The sequence below is a fragment of the Pseudomonas sp. CFBP 5748 genome (assembly GCF_053850495.1).
The window spans coordinates 412,639-430,281 of sequence record NZ_JBSPTN010000004.1 but is presented as its reverse complement, the minus strand read 5'-3'; the positions used below and the strand labels follow the sequence as shown (position 1 = coordinate 430,281).

The 17,643-nt window shown below is 62.6% G+C and carries 12 protein-coding genes; 10 read left to right on the top strand and 2 right to left on the bottom strand.

All coding sequences use genetic code 11. The features are described 5' to 3' along the window. Positions 1-2 precede the first annotated feature (2 nt). The gene (locus ACWNZ1_RS11970; protein ID WP_135847909.1) at positions 3-1,439 is read left to right on the top strand and encodes an FAD-binding oxidoreductase; all 1,437 of its coding nucleotides are present in this window, start codon (positions 3-5) and stop codon (positions 1,437-1,439) included. An 80-nt stretch (positions 1,440-1,519) separates the two neighbouring features. After that, a complete protein-coding gene (nudK, locus tag ACWNZ1_RS11965; RefSeq protein ID WP_135847908.1) occupies positions 1,520-2,113 on the top strand; it encodes a GDP-mannose pyrophosphatase NudK in 594 nt (197 codons plus the stop codon). 67 nt (positions 2,114-2,180) lie between these two features. On the opposite strand, the gene ACWNZ1_RS11960 is transcribed toward nudK, so the two are convergent. Next, on the bottom strand, positions 2,181-4,391 hold the full coding sequence (locus ACWNZ1_RS11960) for an LTA synthase family protein (protein WP_256453977.1): 2,211 nt from the start codon (positions 4,389-4,391) through the stop codon (positions 2,181-2,183). A 333-nt stretch (positions 4,392-4,724) separates the two neighbouring features. Between ACWNZ1_RS11960 and ACWNZ1_RS11955 the strand changes: the two genes are divergently transcribed. From ACWNZ1_RS11955 to ACWNZ1_RS11940, 4 genes are all read left to right on the top strand, one after another. Then, the gene (locus tag ACWNZ1_RS11955; protein WP_135847906.1) at positions 4,725-5,627 is read left to right on the top strand and encodes a LysR family transcriptional regulator; all 903 of its coding nucleotides are present in this window, start codon (positions 4,725-4,727) and stop codon (positions 5,625-5,627) included. 125 nt (positions 5,628-5,752) lie between these two features. Beyond that, positions 5,753-6,379 carry a glutathione S-transferase family protein gene (locus tag ACWNZ1_RS11950; protein WP_135847905.1) on the top strand — a complete coding sequence of 209 codons (627 nt, stop codon included), beginning with the start codon at positions 5,753-5,755 and terminating at the stop codon, positions 6,377-6,379. A 196-nt stretch (positions 6,380-6,575) separates the two neighbouring features. Beyond that, entirely contained in the window at positions 6,576-7,769 is a 1,194-nt protein-coding gene (locus tag ACWNZ1_RS11945; RefSeq protein ID WP_256453976.1) for a DUF3142 domain-containing protein, read from the top strand. After that, positions 7,756-9,906 (top strand): hypothetical protein, encoded by a 2,151-nt coding sequence (locus ACWNZ1_RS11940; protein WP_135847903.1) that lies wholly within the window; start codon positions 7,756-7,758, stop codon positions 9,904-9,906. The genes ACWNZ1_RS11945 and ACWNZ1_RS11940 overlap by 14 nt, the downstream gene beginning before the upstream one ends. A gap of 138 nt (positions 9,907-10,044) precedes the next feature. On the opposite strand, the gene lpdA is transcribed toward ACWNZ1_RS11940, so the two are convergent. After that, positions 10,045-11,445 (bottom strand): dihydrolipoyl dehydrogenase, encoded by a 1,401-nt coding sequence (lpdA, locus tag ACWNZ1_RS11935; protein ID WP_265072522.1) that lies wholly within the window; start codon positions 11,443-11,445, stop codon positions 10,045-10,047. Positions 11,446-11,666: 221 nt separating this feature from the next. Between lpdA and ACWNZ1_RS11930 the strand changes: the two genes are divergently transcribed. Genes ACWNZ1_RS11930 through ACWNZ1_RS11915 form a run of 4 tightly spaced genes read left to right on the top strand, consistent with a single transcriptional unit; the run spans position 11,667 to position 17,612 of the window. Further along, complete coding sequence (locus ACWNZ1_RS11930) at positions 11,667-13,628, top strand: protease modulator HflK (protein WP_256453973.1); 1,962 nt, start codon at positions 11,667-11,669, stop codon at positions 13,626-13,628. Continuing rightward, the gene (gene hflC / locus ACWNZ1_RS11925) at positions 13,625-14,662 is read left to right on the top strand and encodes a protease modulator HflC (RefSeq protein WP_256453972.1); all 1,038 of its coding nucleotides are present in this window, start codon (positions 13,625-13,627) and stop codon (positions 14,660-14,662) included. The genes ACWNZ1_RS11930 and hflC overlap by 4 nt, the downstream gene beginning before the upstream one ends. Next, the gene (hflK, locus tag ACWNZ1_RS11920) at positions 14,659-15,711 is read left to right on the top strand and encodes a protease modulator HflK (RefSeq protein ID WP_135847899.1); all 1,053 of its coding nucleotides are present in this window, start codon (positions 14,659-14,661) and stop codon (positions 15,709-15,711) included. The genes hflC and hflK overlap by 4 nt, the downstream gene beginning before the upstream one ends. Beyond that, positions 15,708-17,612: a heavy metal translocating P-type ATPase gene (locus tag ACWNZ1_RS11915; RefSeq protein ID WP_256453971.1), complete on the top strand. Its 1,905-nt coding sequence runs from the start codon at positions 15,708-15,710 to the stop codon at positions 17,610-17,612. The genes hflK and ACWNZ1_RS11915 overlap by 4 nt, the downstream gene beginning before the upstream one ends. Positions 17,613-17,643 lie beyond the last annotated feature (31 nt).

Here is a 17,643-nt window from a genome sequence, read left to right as displayed (position 1 = left end):
CGATGTCGTCGCCGTTGAGTCATGAATTGATCGAAAGCATCGAGCGCCTGGTGGGCCCTGCCGGGCTGGTGCGCGATCCCGAGCTCATGCAGGGCTACCTGACCGATTGGCGCAACGCTTACCAAGGCCTGGCTGCGTTAGTGGTGCGCCCGGCCAGCACTGAGGCGTTGGCGGCGGTGGTGCGGCTCTGCCATGACGCCGGGGTGGCGCTGGTGCCCCAGGGCGGCAACACCGGGCTGTGCGGTGGTTCGATCCCGGACGCCTCGGGTCGGCAGGTGGTGCTGTCCTTGAGCCGGATGAAGCGCATCCGTGAAATCGACTTGGCCAATGAAACCATTACGGTCGAGGCCGGGGTGATTCTGCAACATTTGCAAGAAGCCGCCAGCCAGGCAGGCCGACTGTTCCCGCTGTCGCTGGGGGCTGAGGGCAGTTGCACGGTGGGCGGCAACCTGGCCACCAATGCCGGGGGGACGGCGGTACTGCGCTACGGCAACATGCGGGAGCTGACCCTGGGTCTTGAAGTGGTGCTGCCCGACGGACGCATCTGGAACGGCTTGCGAGGCCTGCGTAAAGACAACACCGGCTACGACCTCAAACATCTGTTCATCGGTTCGGAGGGTACCCTGGGCATTATTACGGCGGCGGTGCTCAAGCTGTTTCCGGCGACCCACAGCACGGCAACCGCCTGGGTGGCGCTGCCTTCTGCGCAGGCGGCTGTGGACCTGATCGGCCATGTTCGCAGCCTGTGCGCTGATCGTTTGACAGGCTTCGAGATGATGTCACGCCAGAGCCTGGCGTTCGTTCTGGAGCATGTTGCCGGTTGCAGTGACCCGCTGGACACGCCGCATCCGTGGTACGCCTTGATCGAATTGCGCGACACGGTGCCTGACGCGCCGTTGACCCAGTTGCTTGAAAGCGGCCTGAGTCATGCCTTCGAACAGGGTTGGGTGATCGATGCCGTGATCGCCAGCAGCCAGGCGCAGGCCGCCGCGCTGTGGGCCCTGCGCGAGGGCATTTCCGAAGCACAAAACCATGAAGGCCCCAGTCTCAAGCATGACATCAGCGTGCCCGTCAGCCGGATCCCGGAATTCATCGAACGCACGGACCGCGCGTTACAACAAGATTTCCCCGGTGTGCGCATCGTTTCTTATGGCCACATGGGCGATGGCAACCTGCATTACAACATCAGCAAGCCAGTCGGCCATGGGGACGCCCCGTTCAAGGCCCAGGAGAGGGCGATCATGCAAGTGATCTACCGGATGACGAGTGCCTTCAATGGCAGCATCAGTGCCGAACATGGTCTGGGGCAGGCCAAGCCGGCCGCTGCGGCCCAGTTCAAGGACCCGCTGGAGATCGAGCTGATGCGTGCCATCAAACGCACTCTGGACCCCGCCGGTTTAATGAATCCCGGCAAAGTGTTTGCCAGCGGGCTGGAGTGATCGAACCGGCCTCTGCTAACCTGCCTGAGCTCATGGCAGGCCGTCCTGCCGCTTTCTGATAGCAGACTTGGAATGGCTGAATGACGCAGGCAAACACCAAGGATCGGGTACGCATCAAGCACGTCGAAGTTCTCTCGGACGACTGGTACGTGCTGCGCAAAACCACCTATGACTACCTCGGCCGCAACGGCCAATGGCGCGAGCTGACCCGCGAGACCTATGACCGGGGCAACGGCGCCACCATCCTGCTGTACAGCAAAGTCAAGCAAACCGTGGTGTTGACCCGGCAATTTCGTTTTCCGGCCTTCGTCAACGGGCACGATGGCTTGCTGATCGAAACCTGCGCCGGCCTGCTGGACAACGACGACCCGCACACCTGCATTCGCAAGGAAACCCAGGAAGAAACCGGCTATATCGTCCAGGACGTGCGCAAGGTATTCGAAGCCTTCATGAGCCCGGGCTCGGTGACTGAGCGGGTGCATTTTTTCGTCGGCGAATACTTCGATGAAGACAAACGGCACGAAGGCGGCGGGCTTGAAGCGGAGGGCGAGGAGATCGAGGTGCTGGAGCTGCCGCTCGACCAAGCCTTGGGCATGATCGAAAGCGGGGAGATTTGCGACGGCAAGACCATCATGCTGTTGCAATACGCCAAGTTGCATCGGTTGCTGGATTAGCCACCGGCGATCCAGGCCCTGAGCGGATAAAACGCGCAGCCGTATCCAGCGACTGCGCGTTTTTCGTTTAGCTGGACTGGGCCTCGCTGTCGTCCTGCATGTCGTCCAGGTATTCCGGCTGGTCGGTCTGGTCCGGCAGTTCGGTCACGACGCTGAAGTCGCTGATCTCGACGGCGCCCACTCCGTGACCAAGCAAATGAAAGGAAAACGCCTTGCGCGGTTGCGGGTTGTCGAAACGGATGTTCATCACCAGTGGCTGCCCGGGGGTTACCGCCACGTCTGTGGGCAGGTCCATCGGCACATCCTGCTCGAACTCCTTGGCCTTGAGGGAAATATAGGCGGCATGGTCTGCCTCCACGGCGCGGATGGTCAGGCTGACGCGGGTCTGTGAGCCCTTGGGCATTTCCAGGTATTGAGCGCCGATCAGGTTGTCGGTCCAGTCATTGGTGACCTGGGCTGGCAGTGGGATTCTATCGGCGCTGCCAAACTGATAATGCTGGTTCAGGGGCGTGTGTAGCAGGGTCTGGTCGAGGGCCGTGGCCCGGGCGCTGATCAGTCGGGCTCGCTGGCCGCTGTATTGTCCGCCGTAGCTGGCACGGTCGGCGATGAAGCCTGGGCTGCTGTAGTAGCGGCAGTTCTGCAGGAAATCGCACTCGGTGAATGTGCCCTTGCCGTCGTGGTAGCGCAGCTTGCCGTTGGTGAACGACATGATTTCCCGGCCTGTCGGGTAGTCCCGGAACAGCGAGCGACCGGACAACGACGTGGGCACCGCGAAGCCGAAGTAATCGAGGATCGAGGCGGTCAGGTCGACATGGCCGTAGGTCCCTGACTTGATCCTCGGTAATGGTTCCGGCGCCAGCGTCAAATTGAACCCCCAGGACGACGCCAGGCGCACATCGTCGATGCCATGGGACTCATCCGAGGTGATGACCACCAGGGTGTTTTCCAGAATGCCCTGGCGTTCCAGGCCCGTCAGGAAACTCTCCAGCGCGTCGTCCAGGTAACCCACGGCGGCCTGCTTGGCGGTGTCGTAGCGTTGCAAGTAGTCATCCGGCGCGGAGTACGGCTGGTGGGTACCCACGGTCAGCAGGGTGAGCATCCAGGGCTTGTCTGCCTGTTGCAGCTGCCCGACGTAGTCCAGGGCGCCTTCGAAGAAGGTCTTGTCGTCCTTGCCCCAGGGGAATTCCAGGTAGGCCGGTCGGGTGAACCAGTCCATGCCCAGGGTCGTGTCGAAGCCAATGTGCGGCATGATCCGGTCCTTGGCCATGAACCGCAGGCCCGCACCTTGGAGGAAGTGGGTGGAGAAGCCGTTCTGGCGCAACTGGGCCGGCAGGCACGCCTGGTTGCGCTGGGTCTGGTTGAGCATTTCGACGCCTTTGGGCGTGCCATCGTTGAGCTTGTCGTAGTCGCCACACAGCATCGCGTACAGGCCGCGGATGGTCTGGTGACTGTGCAGGACGTAATCGGGTGTGTTCATGCCGCGCTCGGCCCAGGCACTGAGGTGCGGCATCAGGTTTTCTTGGTAGCGGCTGTTCAAGGCCTGGCGGTTGGCGCTCAGGTAGGCGCCAGGAATGCCTTCGAGGGCGATGACCAGGACGTTGCGCGCGCGGCCCGGCGCGGCCAGCAGTTTTTGTCCCTCCAGGTCCAGCCGGGTAAGGCCCTGCATGGGCGGGACCGGCTCCACGACATCGCCTTCGAGCCATTGCTGGGCCTGTTCCTGGCCAGCCACGATACCCGCCGTGACGAGTTGATGGGGCAGGTTGAACAGATTCCATTGGTCCGCCTCACTGGGCCGCCAGGATTGCACGGCGCTGTGCACCAGCAAGAGCAACACCGGCAACGTCCAGGCGTGGCGAGGCAGGCGTGGTGCCAGGCGCGGACGGCTGGTCCATTGGACCATCAGCCAGAATGCCAGCGCGATCAACTGGATTGCGGCCAGCCAGGGATGGGCGAAGCCGCCGCTGGTGGAATTTTCAACGAACTGCGGGTCGATCAGGTAATGCACATCCGAGGGGCTGGGCATTCGCCCGACAGCGCTGACCAACTCGATACTGGCCAGCGTCAGCGCACTCCAGGCCAGCATTACAGGTAGCGCGAGCCACCAGGGACGACGGTAAAGCAACGCGATCAGTAACCCACCGATGCCCAGATCCGACAGATAGCCTTGCGGATCGGACCAGCCCAGCACCAGACGCAGCAGCATCGGGATCAGTAATACGCATCCGGCCAGGGCGATAAGGGAAGCGAGGGGATGGTTTAAATGGCGGTAAACGTTCACAAATACAGGCCTTTAGGTTGAAGCCAATCCATTGAACAACACACATAACCCTGTGGGACCGGGCTTGCTCGCGAAGGCGGCATGTCAGTCAGCATCATCACCGGCTGATACACCACCTTCGCGGGCAAGCCCGCTCCCACAAGGGTTTTCTCGCAGTCATTAAACTGTCACAAAAATGGATGGTAACAAGCGCAGCCGCCAACGGCCGGGTCCATGTCCCGGTGTTCGGCTGCGCTGCGCTGTGGTTCACTGGTTCAGGCCTCTACAGCGGCCGTATGGCGCGGCTTTGAGACGCGCAGAAAACTTGTATCAGGATTTCTCATCGGGGGATGGATGGACAGGTTTCAGGAAATGCAGGTTTTTGTCGCCGTGGCTCAGGAGTCGGGGTTTTCAGCGGCGGCGCGGCGCCTCGGCCTGTCGGCGGCCAGCGTCACGCGAGCCGTGGCGGGGTTGGAGCAACGTATCGGTACGCCGTTGCTGGTACGTACCACGCGCAACGTGTACCTGAGCGAAGCCGGCCAGCGCTTTCTCGAGGACAGTCGGCGGATCCTTTCCGATTTGCAGGAAGCCGAGGATTCGGCGGCCGGCAGCCACGTCCAACCTCGAGGGCAACTGACGATTACGGCGCCGGTGCTGTTCGGTCAGTTGTTCGTCACACCGGTGCTGGTCGATTACCTGCAGCAGTTTCCCGAGGTCAGCATCAACGCCTTGCTGCTCGATCGTACAGTCAGCATGGTCGAGGAGGGCATCGACGTTGCGGTGCGCATTGGCGAGTTGCCAGACAGCAACCAGCACGCCGTCCGCGTGGGTGAGGTGCGGCGGGTGGTCTGCGGCTCCCCTGGTTTTTTCGCACGCCACGGCCGGCCCAAGCATCCGCAGGATCTGGAACGAATGCCGGTGGTGGCGTCATCGGCCATCGGCCAGATCAAAAGCTGGACCTTCGTCGAGGCAGGCCAGCCGTTGGCGGTCCGGCCTGTGCCACGCCTGGTGGTGACGGCCAACCAGGCCGCGATCACCGCCGCCTGCCAAGGGCTGGGAATGACACGAATCCTGGCTTATCAAGTGGCGAGCAATGTCGCTGCCGGTGAGTTGGAAATCGTCCTGGCGGATTTCGAACTGCCGCCTCTACCGATCCATGTGGTCTACCAGGGTGGGCGCAATGCGCCGGCGCGGGTTCGCAGTTTTGTCGATTTCACCGTCCGCGCATTACGCGAACATCCGGCTTTGAGCAGCTGAGGAATTGTTGCGCTGGATGAAACAATGGATTGCACTTGTGGGTGATTCTCTTGTTTTCAGCTAGAGAGGAGGATGACTCCATCGACGCCGTTCTGCTAATGGCGTCATTTCCAGCGGAGTCGACCATGAACCCTATCAAGCTCTACCACTTCCCGCTTTCTGGCCATGCACACCGTGTCCAACTGATGCTTTCGTTGCTCGAACTGCCTGTCGAAATGGTCTTCGTCGACCTGGCCAAAGGCGCGCACAAACAGGCGGATTTTCTTGCCCTCAATGCGTTTGGCCAAGTGCCGGTGATTGACGATGACGGTCTGGTGCTGGCCGACTCCAACGCCATCCTGGTGTACTTGGCGCACAAATATGGCAAGGGCCGCTGGCTGCCAACCGATCCGATCGGTGCCGCCCAGGTGCAGCGCTGGTTGTCGGTGGCGGCTGGGCCGATCCACTCGGGGCCGGCCACGGCGCGACTGATCACCGTGTTCGGCGCGCCCTACAACGCCGAGGACGTGATTGCCCGCTCCCACAGCCTGTTGAAAGTCATTGATCAAGAATTGAGCAACCGTGCTTATCTGGCAGGCGACGCTGCGACGATTGCCGACGTCGCGGGCTACAGCTACATCGCCCATGCACCGGAGGGCAACGTGTCGCTGGAGGACTACGTTCATGTGCGCGCCTGGTTGGCGCGAATCGAAGCCTTGCCAGGGTTCGTGGGCATGCCGCGTACCGCTGTCGGCCTGCAAAGATCCGCCTGAGCAGATGCAGCTGAGGTCTTGATGACCATCGGCCAATAACCTGAAGTTCTCCACCCTGTGGGAGCGGGCTTGCTCGCGAAAGCGCTGTATCAGTCAGCAAAGATGCTGCTGATCCAAAGCTATCGCGAGCAAGCTCGCTCCCACAGTCATGTGCAACGCGTTAATCTGCGAAGCTTTTACGGGGTGGTGAGGTTTCATGACTTTTCTTGTCCGGCTCTCGCTGGCGCTCGCCTTGTTGCTTTTGAGCGGCTGCGAACAACCGCCAATGCCATCCCTCGATCAACAACTCTATGTCTGGCAACGCCAATGGACGCCGGCCCACGAACCGGCGTTGCGTCAGAGCCATGGCGACTTTTCCCGTCTGCGGGTGTTGGCACTGCAGGCTTTTCCCGGGGCTGGCTGGAGCCGCGCGCGGATTGATTCGGTCATGCTCAAGGCGGATGGTCGACCGCTGATTGCCGTGATTCGCCTGGACGGTCAGCTCAAATCCCTGGACCAGGACGAGGTGATCACGCAGATCCAGCAACTGTTGAGTGACTGGCAAGCCCAGGGTCTGGCTCCGGTGGGGGTGGAAATCGACCATGACGCCGGTAACGCACGCTTGCCGGCCTACGGGGCATTTCTAGCCCGGCTGCGGCAGGCCTTGCCGGCCACCCTGGGATTGAGCATCACGGCACTGCCGGCCTGGCTCGACAGCCCCGCGTTGCCGGGGCTGTTGCAGACGGTGGACAGTAGCGTGTTACAGGTTCACGCGGTGAGCGATCCGCGCCAGGGACTGTTCGATCCGAAGCAGGCCCGGCGCTGGGCTGAGCGTTGGAGCGGCGTTACCACTCGGCCGTTCTATCTGGCCCTGCCGGCCTACGGTGTGGCGCTGCTGACCCAGGAGAGCGGGGCGCCGGTGGTGGAGAGCGAAGTGCCGATCGATCGAGGTGGCGAGCGTCGCGAGCTGTTGGCCGATCCGCAACAAGTGGCCGGTCTTGCGGCGCAGCTGCGCACCGAACCACCGAAACACCTGGCCGGGTTGATCTGGTTTCGTCTGCCGTTGGCGGGTGACCGGCGTGCCTGGAGCCTGACCACCCTCGGCGCTGTCGCTCGGGGTGACAGCCTGGACAGTCGCCTGGCGTTGCAGGTGGGGGAGCACGAAGGTCTGTACGATATCCGACTGATGAATCAGGGCAATCTTGACAGCCCTTGGCCCCAGCGCCTGACGCTTGCCGTCGGCGCGTGTGACGGCGTCGATGCCTTGGCTGGTTACACGTTGCAACAAACCCCTGGACTGCTTACCTTCACCCGCATTCAGGAAGGCCGCTTGGCCGCCGGTGCCCAGCGGGCAATCGGCTGGGCGCGCTGTACAAAAATTGACCAAGGAGGTTTCAATGTCTACCCGTAAGTGGCCTCGCCATCTGCTCTGTCTGAGCCTCAGCCTGCCGCTGGGACAGGCACTGGCCTGCGGGCCGGATTTTCCGATGCGCCTGCTGGATAACCGCGCGCAATCACTGTCCGAATTGCCCGAAGGCAGCTTCCGCTTCGAGGTCAGCCGCCTCGGCCGAGCGATTGCCGGGCTCAAGCCGGCCACCGATGCGACGCGCAACCCGGATTACAGCTATGACGATATGGCTTCTTACGTCGAACAACGCAGCAAGGCTGAACAGATTGGCCTGACCCCGCCGCAGCAAGCGGTGGTGGAGCGTTTGCGGGCGCTGACCGATGTCGAGCAGGTTGTCACCGAAGCGGCCAACCTGCCTGCCGAGCTGCGGCTGTACGCGATTGGCGCGGCGGCTTTTAACGCCGGTGAGCATCAGCGGGCAGCCGAATCGTTCCAGCAGTTGCTGGCGCTGCCGGCTGATCAGCGCCCGTTGCGTAGCACCTGGGCCGCGTATTCCCTGGGGCGGGCCTTGTTTGCCCTGAGCACCGAGGCCGGTGGCGGCGAACCCGCAGCGTTGCAGCAGCAGGCTCGGGAAGCGTTCCGCCAGGCCCGCGAGCTAAGCGTTGCCGGCTTCAGCGATCCGCTGGAACTGGGTATCGCCAGTCTCGGCGAAGAAGCCCGGGTGGCCTATACCGTTGATGATTGGAACAGCGCTGTCGAACTGTATGCGACTCAGTCCCTGCAAGGCTCCCAGGTCGGTTACAGCTCGTTGCTGCAACTGGCGGGCGACCTGAGTATCCAGCCGGATGAACGCTTGAGCCAATTGCTCAAAACCCCGGCGGTGCAGCGATTGGTGACCGCGTATTTGCTCAGCCGCGTCGGCTGGTGGGACGGTGAGGAGCCGTCGGGTGAGAAAAGGCTCTTCACGCTGTTGCAAGCCAACGCCCAGGGCAACCTGGAAGATGCCGACCGTTTGGCGGCGGTGAGTTATCAGCACGGCGATTACACCGGCGCCAAGGCCTTTGTGGAGAAGGCCCCCGACACAGGTTTGGCCTGGTGGGTGCGGGCCAAACTGGCGCTGCGCGACGGGGACAAAGTCGCCGCGGCGGCGGCTTATGCCAAAGCGGCCCAGGCGTTTCCGAAGGATGAGTCCTGGGGCAGTCGACGTACACCGGATTGGGATTTCGAGTCGGTGCAGCCCAAGTGCCGGGTCGAAGGCGAAAGTGCGATCCTGGCCTTGCAACGGGGTGACTACCTGCAAGCCTTCGATCAGCTTTATCGCGGCCAGGCCAACTATTGGTACGACGCTGCCTTGGTTGCCGAGCGTGTGCTGACGGTGGATGAGCTGAAACAATACGTCGACGCGCAAGTCCCTGCGCCACCGGCATTGAGCCAACAAGATCGCGACAACTACGTGCCACTGCCGGTGGCCGCGAGCCTGCGCAACCTGCTGGGTCGTCGCTTGCTCAGGGAAGGGCGCTACGATGAGGCTCCGGCGTATTTCGACAACGCTGACCTGCAGAATAAAGCCCGTGCTTATGGACAATTGCGCCAGGATGCCGAGTCCAAGTGGTGGCCAACCGGGCGGGCCGAGGCGTATTTCAATGCGTCCTGGATGGCCCGCAAATGGGGCATGGAACTGCTCGGCTACGAGATGGCGCCGGATTACGCCAGCCTGGGGGGCAGCTATAGCCTGGAACCCGTTGAGCTGAAGATCGGGCCGCTGGTGGCTGAAGGTGAAGTGCAACGCCAGCAGGCCAGCGCCGCGCAACCGGACGTGCGTTACCACTATCGGTTTGTCGCCACGGCGCTGGCCAGCCAGGCGGCAGATAACTTGCCCCATACCAGCCAGGCGTTTGCGGCCGTACTGTGCAAAGCGGTCGGTTACAACTCAAGCCTGGAAGAGCAAAGCGCGTTGTATCAGCGGTACGTGAAGGAAGGCCCCTACGTGGAGTGGGCCGGGGATTTCGGTCATCAATGCCAGGAGCCGGATTTCCGCACCGCGAACAAACGCTACGTCACCCAGGCCCTGGAGCCGATTCGCTCGACGCTGCGACCTTACAAGGGGTGGCTGCAAGTGGGTGGTTTGGTGCTGGTGGCAGCGGTGGTGTTGGGGTTGATCAGCCGTCGCCAGCGCAAGGCACGGATGGCTGCCAACTAGGCTGAAGATGTAACTGTGGGAGCGGGCTTGCTCGCGATGGCGCAGGGTCAGCTTGCATCGATGTTGGATGTGCTGCCGTCTTCGCGAGCAAGCTCGCTCCCACAGGGTCAGGTGTGATTAGCCAATAGAGAACACCCTCTACATCTGCGTCGCCATCCCCTCCACGTTCATCGCCGCCTGGCGCAACGCCTCCGAACGGGTGGGGTGTGGATGGCAGGTCAGGGCTATGTCCTCGGCCGAGGCGCTGAATTCCATGGCCACGCAGTATTCGCCGATCATCTCACTGACGCTCGGGCCCACAAGATGCACCCCGAGGATTTCGTCGGTGCGCTCATCGGCCAGGACTTTGGCGAAACCCTCGGTCTCGTGGTTGATCTTCGCCCGGCTGTTGGCCGTGAATGGAAACTTCCCAACTTTGTAGGCGCGGCCTTCAGCCTTGAGTTGTTCTTCGGTCTTGCCGACGCTGGCCAGTTCCGGACGGGTGTAGATGACGCTGGGGATCAGCGCGTAATTGACCTCGGCGGCCTTGCCGGCGATCTGTTCGATGCAGGCCATGGCTTCGTCTTCGGCTTTGTGGGCCAGCATCGGCCCGGACGTCACGTCGCCGATCACCCAAATGCCGGGCGCTTCGGTGCGATGGCCTTGGTTGGCCAGCAGGCCGCGTTTATCGGTGCTCAGCCCGACGTTCTCCAGACCCAGCCCTTGGGTATAGGGCCGCCGGCCAATGGCGACCAGCACGTAATCGGCGTCCAGGGTCAGCGCTTCGCCGCCCGCCGCGGGTTCAATCTGCAATTGCACACCGCTGGCCGACGAAACGGCGCCCGTGACTTTGGAACTCAGCTTGAATTGGATGCCCTGTTTTCCCAGGGCTCGCTGCAGGGTTTTGCCGGCCTCGCCATCCACGCCCGGGCAGATGCGATCAAGGTATTCCACCACCGTCACCTCGGCGCCCAGGCGCCGCCAGACCGAACCCAGCTCCAGGCCGATGACGCCTGCGCCAATCACCACCAGATGCCGGGGCACTTCACTCAGGGACAATGCGCCGGTGGAGTCCAGGATGCGCTGGTTATCAATCTCGACACCTGGCAGCGGTGTGGGTTCGGAGCCGGTGGCGATGACGATGTCCTTGGCACTCAGTTCGGTCTTGCCGCCGTCTTCGCCGGTGACGGTCACTTTGCCCGGCCCGTCGATGTGGCCCCAGCCCTTGATCCAGTCGACTTTGTTCTTGCGAAACAGAAACTCGATGCCCTTGGTCAGGCCCGCCACGCTTTCGTCTTTCTGCTTCATCATTTGCGCAAGGTTGAGGCTGGGTTTGACGTCGATGCCCAAGTTGGCGAACTCTGCCCCCATGGCTGCTTCGTATAATTCCGAGGCATGGAGCAACGCTTTGGAGGGCATGCAGCCGACGTTCAGGCAGGTGCCACCCAGGGTCGCACGGCCTTCGACACAGGCGGCCTTCAACCCCAGCTGCCCGGCGCGAATCGCCGCGTTATAGCCGCCGGGCCCGCCGCCCAGAATGATTACGTCATAGTTGCTCATCGCTGTTCTCCCGCTTGGCCAGATAAAAAATTATGAGCGTAATATGAGCGTTCCCGAAGATTTAGGTCAAGGCTTTAGTCAAGGGGTAGGCGCAGGGCGCGTCATGAAGAATTCAAAACAGAAATTTCACAGTAATCGTTATAAGGTAACGACATATAACGGAGCGGCGGTGGCGTCTGTCCACGGGCCCGGATTCTGATCGCCACAAGCGCTGGGGTGGTATGCAAGTCGATCTTGATGTCGAGGGGGCAGCGGTTGCCGAGTGGCCGCGCTTTCAGCGGGCGTTGTTTCAGGGGCGTCGCTTGAAGCGAATCGCCTACGCGCTGGCTAGTCTGGCAGGCCTGGGATGGGGGCTGGCGCTTTTCATCGGGCTGTTTTCGCCGCAATCACTTTGGCCGGCGTTGCTGGTCAGCCAGAGTGCGGGTTTACTGGTACTGGTGGCGGGTTTGCAGTCGGCCTGGTGGATCACGCAATGGCGGGGCAGGGCACTGCGGCCGGCTGTGGATATCTCTACTCCCGCAGACGAGCCTGTTGATAACTTGGGTTGGTATGAGCGGCTGCTCGAGCGAATCGGCGCGCGCTGGGTCGGCCTGCTGAAGCAGATCGGCGCATCCACCTTGTGGCTGGCCGGTTGGTCAGTGATGGTATTGCTGAGTCTGGAGCAAGCCTGGAACCTGCAATTACCTGGCGCTGCCCTTGGCGTGTCCGCCAGTGTGGGCGCGGTGCTTTCTTTGTTGCTGGCGTTTGGGTTGCTGGTGTTCGAACGTCAATTGGCCCAGCAGCCTGGCGTGGAGTGGCCGGAAGCATCGTCGCTGGCGCAGTTGACGCGGGTGGCGATCATCGTGCTGGTGCTCGGTGCCTTGTGCTTGTTGTTCGCCGCAGAAACGTCGCTCTGGCCGGTGCGCCTGGCGGTGCTGATCGGATTATTGCCAGGGTTGGTGGCGGTGGAGTTGTTACTGCGCGCGCTGCTGTCGTTGTTCAGCCCACGCCGGGATTCCCTGGAGCCGACCCTGTTGGGGCGCAGCGTCGTCGCGGACCTGTTGCGCTGGCCGCCGCAACCGTTATTGGCTTTGCAGCATGAGCTGCACAACCGTTTTGGTATCGACCTGCGGCAGATCTGGGCTTTCAGTTACATGCGTCGGGCCTTCTTACCGGTGTTGGCGCTGGTATCGCTGGTGGGTTGGCTGCTGACAGGCGTGCATGAAGTGCCGCTGCAGGAGCGCGGTATTTATGAGCGCTTCGGTAAGCCGGTGGAGGTTTTCGCCCCGGGTCTGCACGCCGGCTTGCCCTGGCCTTGGGGCAGGGTGCTGAGCGTCGAGAACGGTGTCGTGCATGAACTGGCCACCAGCGGCGCTGCTAACCGGGCGCCCACCGAGGCTGAGCCGGCTGAGGGGCCGGCCCCGGCGATTGCCAATCGGCTGTGGGACGCCAGCCATGTGAACGATAAATCCCAAGTCATCGCCAGCCGTCGTGCCGACCAGCAGAGCTTCCAGATCGTCAACATGGACGTGCGTTTCGTCTATCGCATCGGCTTGACTGATGCAGCGGCGCTAGCGGCGACCTACAACAGCGCCGATGTGCCGACGCTGATTCGCAGCACCGCCAGCCGCGTCCTGGTGCATGAGTTTGCCTCGCGCACGCTGGACGGTTTGCTGGGCGCGGACCGTGTCAGGCTGGCCGATGAAATCGGCCGTGCCGTGCAGGCCGACTTGCAGTCGCTCGACAGTGGTGTGGAAATTCTGGCGACAGTGGTCGAAGCGATTCACCCGCCGGCCGGAGCGGCCAATGCTTACCACGGCGTGCAAGCGGCGCAGATCGGCGCCCAGGCAATGATTGCCCGGGAGCGCGGCGCGGCGGCGGAGCAGACCAACCAGGCGCAACTGCAAGCCAGCGTCGCCCATGACCAGGCCAAAGCCTCCGCCCGGGAAATCAACGCCACCGCCCAGGCCGCCGACTTGCGCTTCAGCGCCGAGCGCAAAGCCTACGCGACGGCCGGCCACGCATTTGTGTTGGAGCAATACCTCAGCCAACTGAGCCAGGGCCTCGGCAATGCCAGGTTGCTGATTCTCGATCATCGCCTGGGCGGCAGCGGCAACGCGCCGACCATCGATCTGCGTACCTTCACGCTGCCGGCAGACCCCGTGTCGCCGCGTAACCCTGTCCAGCCAGGAGCTGCCCATTGAGCCAGTCCTCTTCACACGATCACCACGACCACGCCGGTCACGATCATGCTCATGCCGGCCACCACCATGGGCATCATCACCATCACGGCGATCCGCAGCACGCCGGGCCGTTCCCCTGGCGGCGGATGGGTTGGGCGACGTTGCTGGTGGCGTTTGCCGTGGCAGCCGCCAGCCTGGTGCAAGTGCGGTCGGGAGAGGCCACGGTCATCACCCGTTTCGGCAACCCGGCAAGGGTGTTGTTGCAACCGGGCCTGGGCTGGCGCTGGCCGGCACCGTTCGAAGCGGCGATTCCGGTGGACTTGCGATTGCGCACTACTTCCAGCGGTCTACAGGACGTCGGCACACGCGACGGATTGCGGATTATCGTTCAGGCGTACGTGGCGTGGCAGGTCCAGGGCGACCCGGACAACGTGCAGCGTTTCATGCGTGCGGTGCAGAACCAGCCGGATGAAGCTGCCCGGCAGATCCGCACCTTCGTCGGTTCGGCGCTGGAAACCACGGCTGCCAGTTTCGACTTGGCAAACCTGGTCAACACTGACGCCAGCCAAGTGCGCATCGCCGATTTCGAAGCGCAATTGCGTCAGCAGATCGATCAACAGTTGCTCACCACCTACGGAGTGCGCGTGCTGCAAGTCGGTATTGAGCGCCTGACCTTGCCGTCGGTGACGCTGACTGCGACGGTGGATCGCATGCGTGCCGAGCGCGAAACCATCGCCACCGAGCGAACGGCGATCGGCAGGCGCGAAGCGGCGCAAATTCGCTCTGGCGCAGAGCGCGATGCGCGAATTCTACAGGCCGATGCCACGGTGAAAGCCGCCGATATCGAAGCGCAGTCCCGGGTGGAGGCTGCCGAGATTTACGGCAGGGCATATGCCGGCTCACCTCAGCTCTACAACCTGTTGCGCTCGCTGGATACGTTGGGAACCATTGTTTCGCCGGGTACGAAATTGATTCTGCGCACCGACGCCGCGCCCTTCCGGGTGTTGGTAGAAGGCCCGCCTGTCGTGGAACCCAAGGGTGGAACACAACCATGAGTTTGGTTCCACGTGGAACAAACGGCTTATCCAGTCCATGGATTCAGGCAGGACGTTTGGCTTTTCTGGCGTTGTACGCGGTCACGGTTCTGGCGGCGTTGGCCTGGGCGTTTTCCAACGTGCGGCAGATCGATCCGCAGAGCCGTGCGGTAGTCCTGCATTTTGGTGCCATGGATCGAATCCAGAATGCCGGCCTTCTATTGGCATGGCCTCGTCCCGTGGAACAAGTGATCCTGCTGCCAGCGGCGGATCGGGTGCTTGAGCGTCGAGTGGAATACCTGCTGCGTTCGGATGCGGCTTTGCAGGCGGATCGCGTCGCCAGTTTTGCCACGCCGGTCAGCGATGCGTTAGCCGGTTCTGGTTATTTATTGACCGGTGACGCCGGTGTAGTGCAACTGGATGTGCGACTCTTCTACAAAGTAACCGACCCCTACGCCTTCGTTTTACAAGGCGAACATGTATTGCCGGCGTTGGATCGACTGGCGACTCGCAGTGCCGTGGCCCTTACCGCCGCCCGGGACTTGGACACCATTCTGGTGGCGCGCCCTGAACTGATGGGCAGTGACAACCAGGCCGCCGAGCGCCGTGAGCGCTTGCGCGGCGATCTGGTGCAAGGTATCAACCGACGCCTGGCCGATCTGGCTGCAACCGGGCAGGGCCTGGGCATTGAAGTGGTGCGGGTCGACGTGCAGTCGAGCCTCCCAGGGTCCGCGGTGAGTGCATTCAACGCGGTACTGACCGCCAGCCAACAGGCCGACAAGGCCATTGCCAATGCCCGAACCGAGGCTGAAAAATTGACCCAGAGCGCCCGCCAGGACGCCGACCGTGCGGTGCAAGTCGCCCATGCCCAGGCCAGTGAGCGGCTCGCCAAGGCGTCGGCCGATACCGCCACAGTGCTCGGCCTGGCAAAGGCCCAAGGCACCGATCCGCAAATGCTGTTGCGCCTTTATCGTGAGCGCATGCCCGCTATCCTTCGTCAGGCCGGCTCGGTGACAACGGTCGATCCGAAGGACGATTCCCGCCTGATCATTCAGGGAGCCGAACAATGACCGCTCAATCCGCCGTGGTGCCGATGTTGTCTGGCGCCGAACAACGTACAGCCGCCCGCCAACTGACCTTGGCGATGCTCGCCCTTGGGCTGCTCGCCTTGGGCCTGGTGTGGCGCGGTTGGTCGCAGGAGCAGGGCGGTGTCAGTCAACTGCTGCTGGGATCCGCCTCGCTGCTGGTGGCAGTGCCGGTGATGCGTTCGGCCTGGTACAGCCTGCGTTATCCGAGCCTGCACGGGATCACCGATCAACTGATTGCCCTGGCGATGCTTGGCGCCTGGGCCACGGGTGATCTACTGACGGCAGCGCTGCTGCCAATCATCATGATCTTCGGCCATGTGCTGGAGGAGCGCAGCGTCATTGGTTCCCAGGAAGCGATTCATGCCCTTGGCCAACTGACCCGCAGCCTGGGCCGCAAGGTGCTGGCTGACGGTACGATCGTCGAGGTCGATAACGGCACGCTTCGGCCCGGTGATGTGGTGGAGGTGCGCGCCGGTGACCGGGTGCCGGCCGATGGTCGCGTGTTGTCCGGTCAGGCTAGCCTCGACACCGCGCCCATCACCGGCGAATCGGTGCCACTGGAGGCCGTGGTCGGCACCGAAGTCTTTGGTGGCGCGATCAATCTTGATGGGCTGTTGCGTCTGGAGGTGACCCGCACCGGCAATGAGTCAACCTTGGGCAAGGTCATTGCCCTGATGCAAAACGCCGAACGCTCCAAGCCGCCCATTACCCGGTTGCTGGAACGCTACGCCGGCAGTTATCTGGTGCTGGTGTTGCTGCTGGCGGCGGTGACCTGGTTTGTCACTAACGACTCTCAGGCGATGCTCGCCGTATTGGTGGCGGCGTGCCCTTGCGCGTTGGTGCTGTCGGCGCCGGCGACGGCCATTGCCGGGATCGCGGTGGCGGCGCGCCACGGGATCCTGATCCGCAGTTCGGCCTTTCTGGAAGAACTGGCGGACCTGACGTCGTTGGTCGTCGACAAGACCGGCACCCTGACGTACGGCGCCCTGCGCCTGCAATCTATCGAAAGTGCCCACGACGATCACGCGCCTTTACTCGCATTGGCCGCCAGCCTCGGTTCGGCCAGCAGCCATCCGGTCAGCCGTGCGTTGGCGGGACTGGTGGAGCAGGAAAATTGCCTGCCGCTGAGCGATATCCGAGAGCGCCAGGGCCTGGGTGTGGTGGCGATGACCGGGCAGGGCGAAGCGGCGCTTGGTCGGCCAGAGTTGTTTACTCAGTTGGGCATCGAAACCCCAGCAGTCCCCAACCATGATGGCCCGATTGCCGGGTTGGCCCTGGATGGAAAATTTCTCGCCTGGCTGCTGCTGGCTGACAGCGTCAAGCCGGAAGCACGGATTGCCATGGCTGAACTACGGGAACTGGGCCTTGGGCGTCAGTTGCTGCTGACCGGTGACCGCCAGAGCGTGGCCAACACCTTGGCGCAGGACATCGGCCTCGGCGACGTACAGGCCCAGGCCTTGCCGGAAGATAAACTCAAGCGAGTGATGGCCGAAATCGACCACGGGTTCCGGCCAATGGTGGTGGGCGATGGGATCAACGATTCCCTGGCGCTCAAGGCTGGCGTAGTGGGTGTCGCGATGGGCGCCGGTGGTGCAGATATTGCCCTCGCATCGGCGGACATCGTGTTGATTGGCAGCGATCTGCGACGTCTCGGTACCTGCGTTCGGCTCAGTCGCCAATGCAGGCGTACGCTGCAAGTCAACGTGATCATCGGCTTGGGCTGGACCCTGGCAATTGTTGCCTTCGCGGCGTTCGGTTGGCTCGGTGCGGCGGGGGCGATGATCGCGGCGTTGCTGCATAATTTGAGCACGTTGCTGGTGTTGGGGAATGCCGGGCGCTTGCTGCGGTTTCAAGAGCCGTTGCTGAAGATTCGGGATGAATAGGCCGTTTGGGCATGTTGGCGAACTGTGGGCC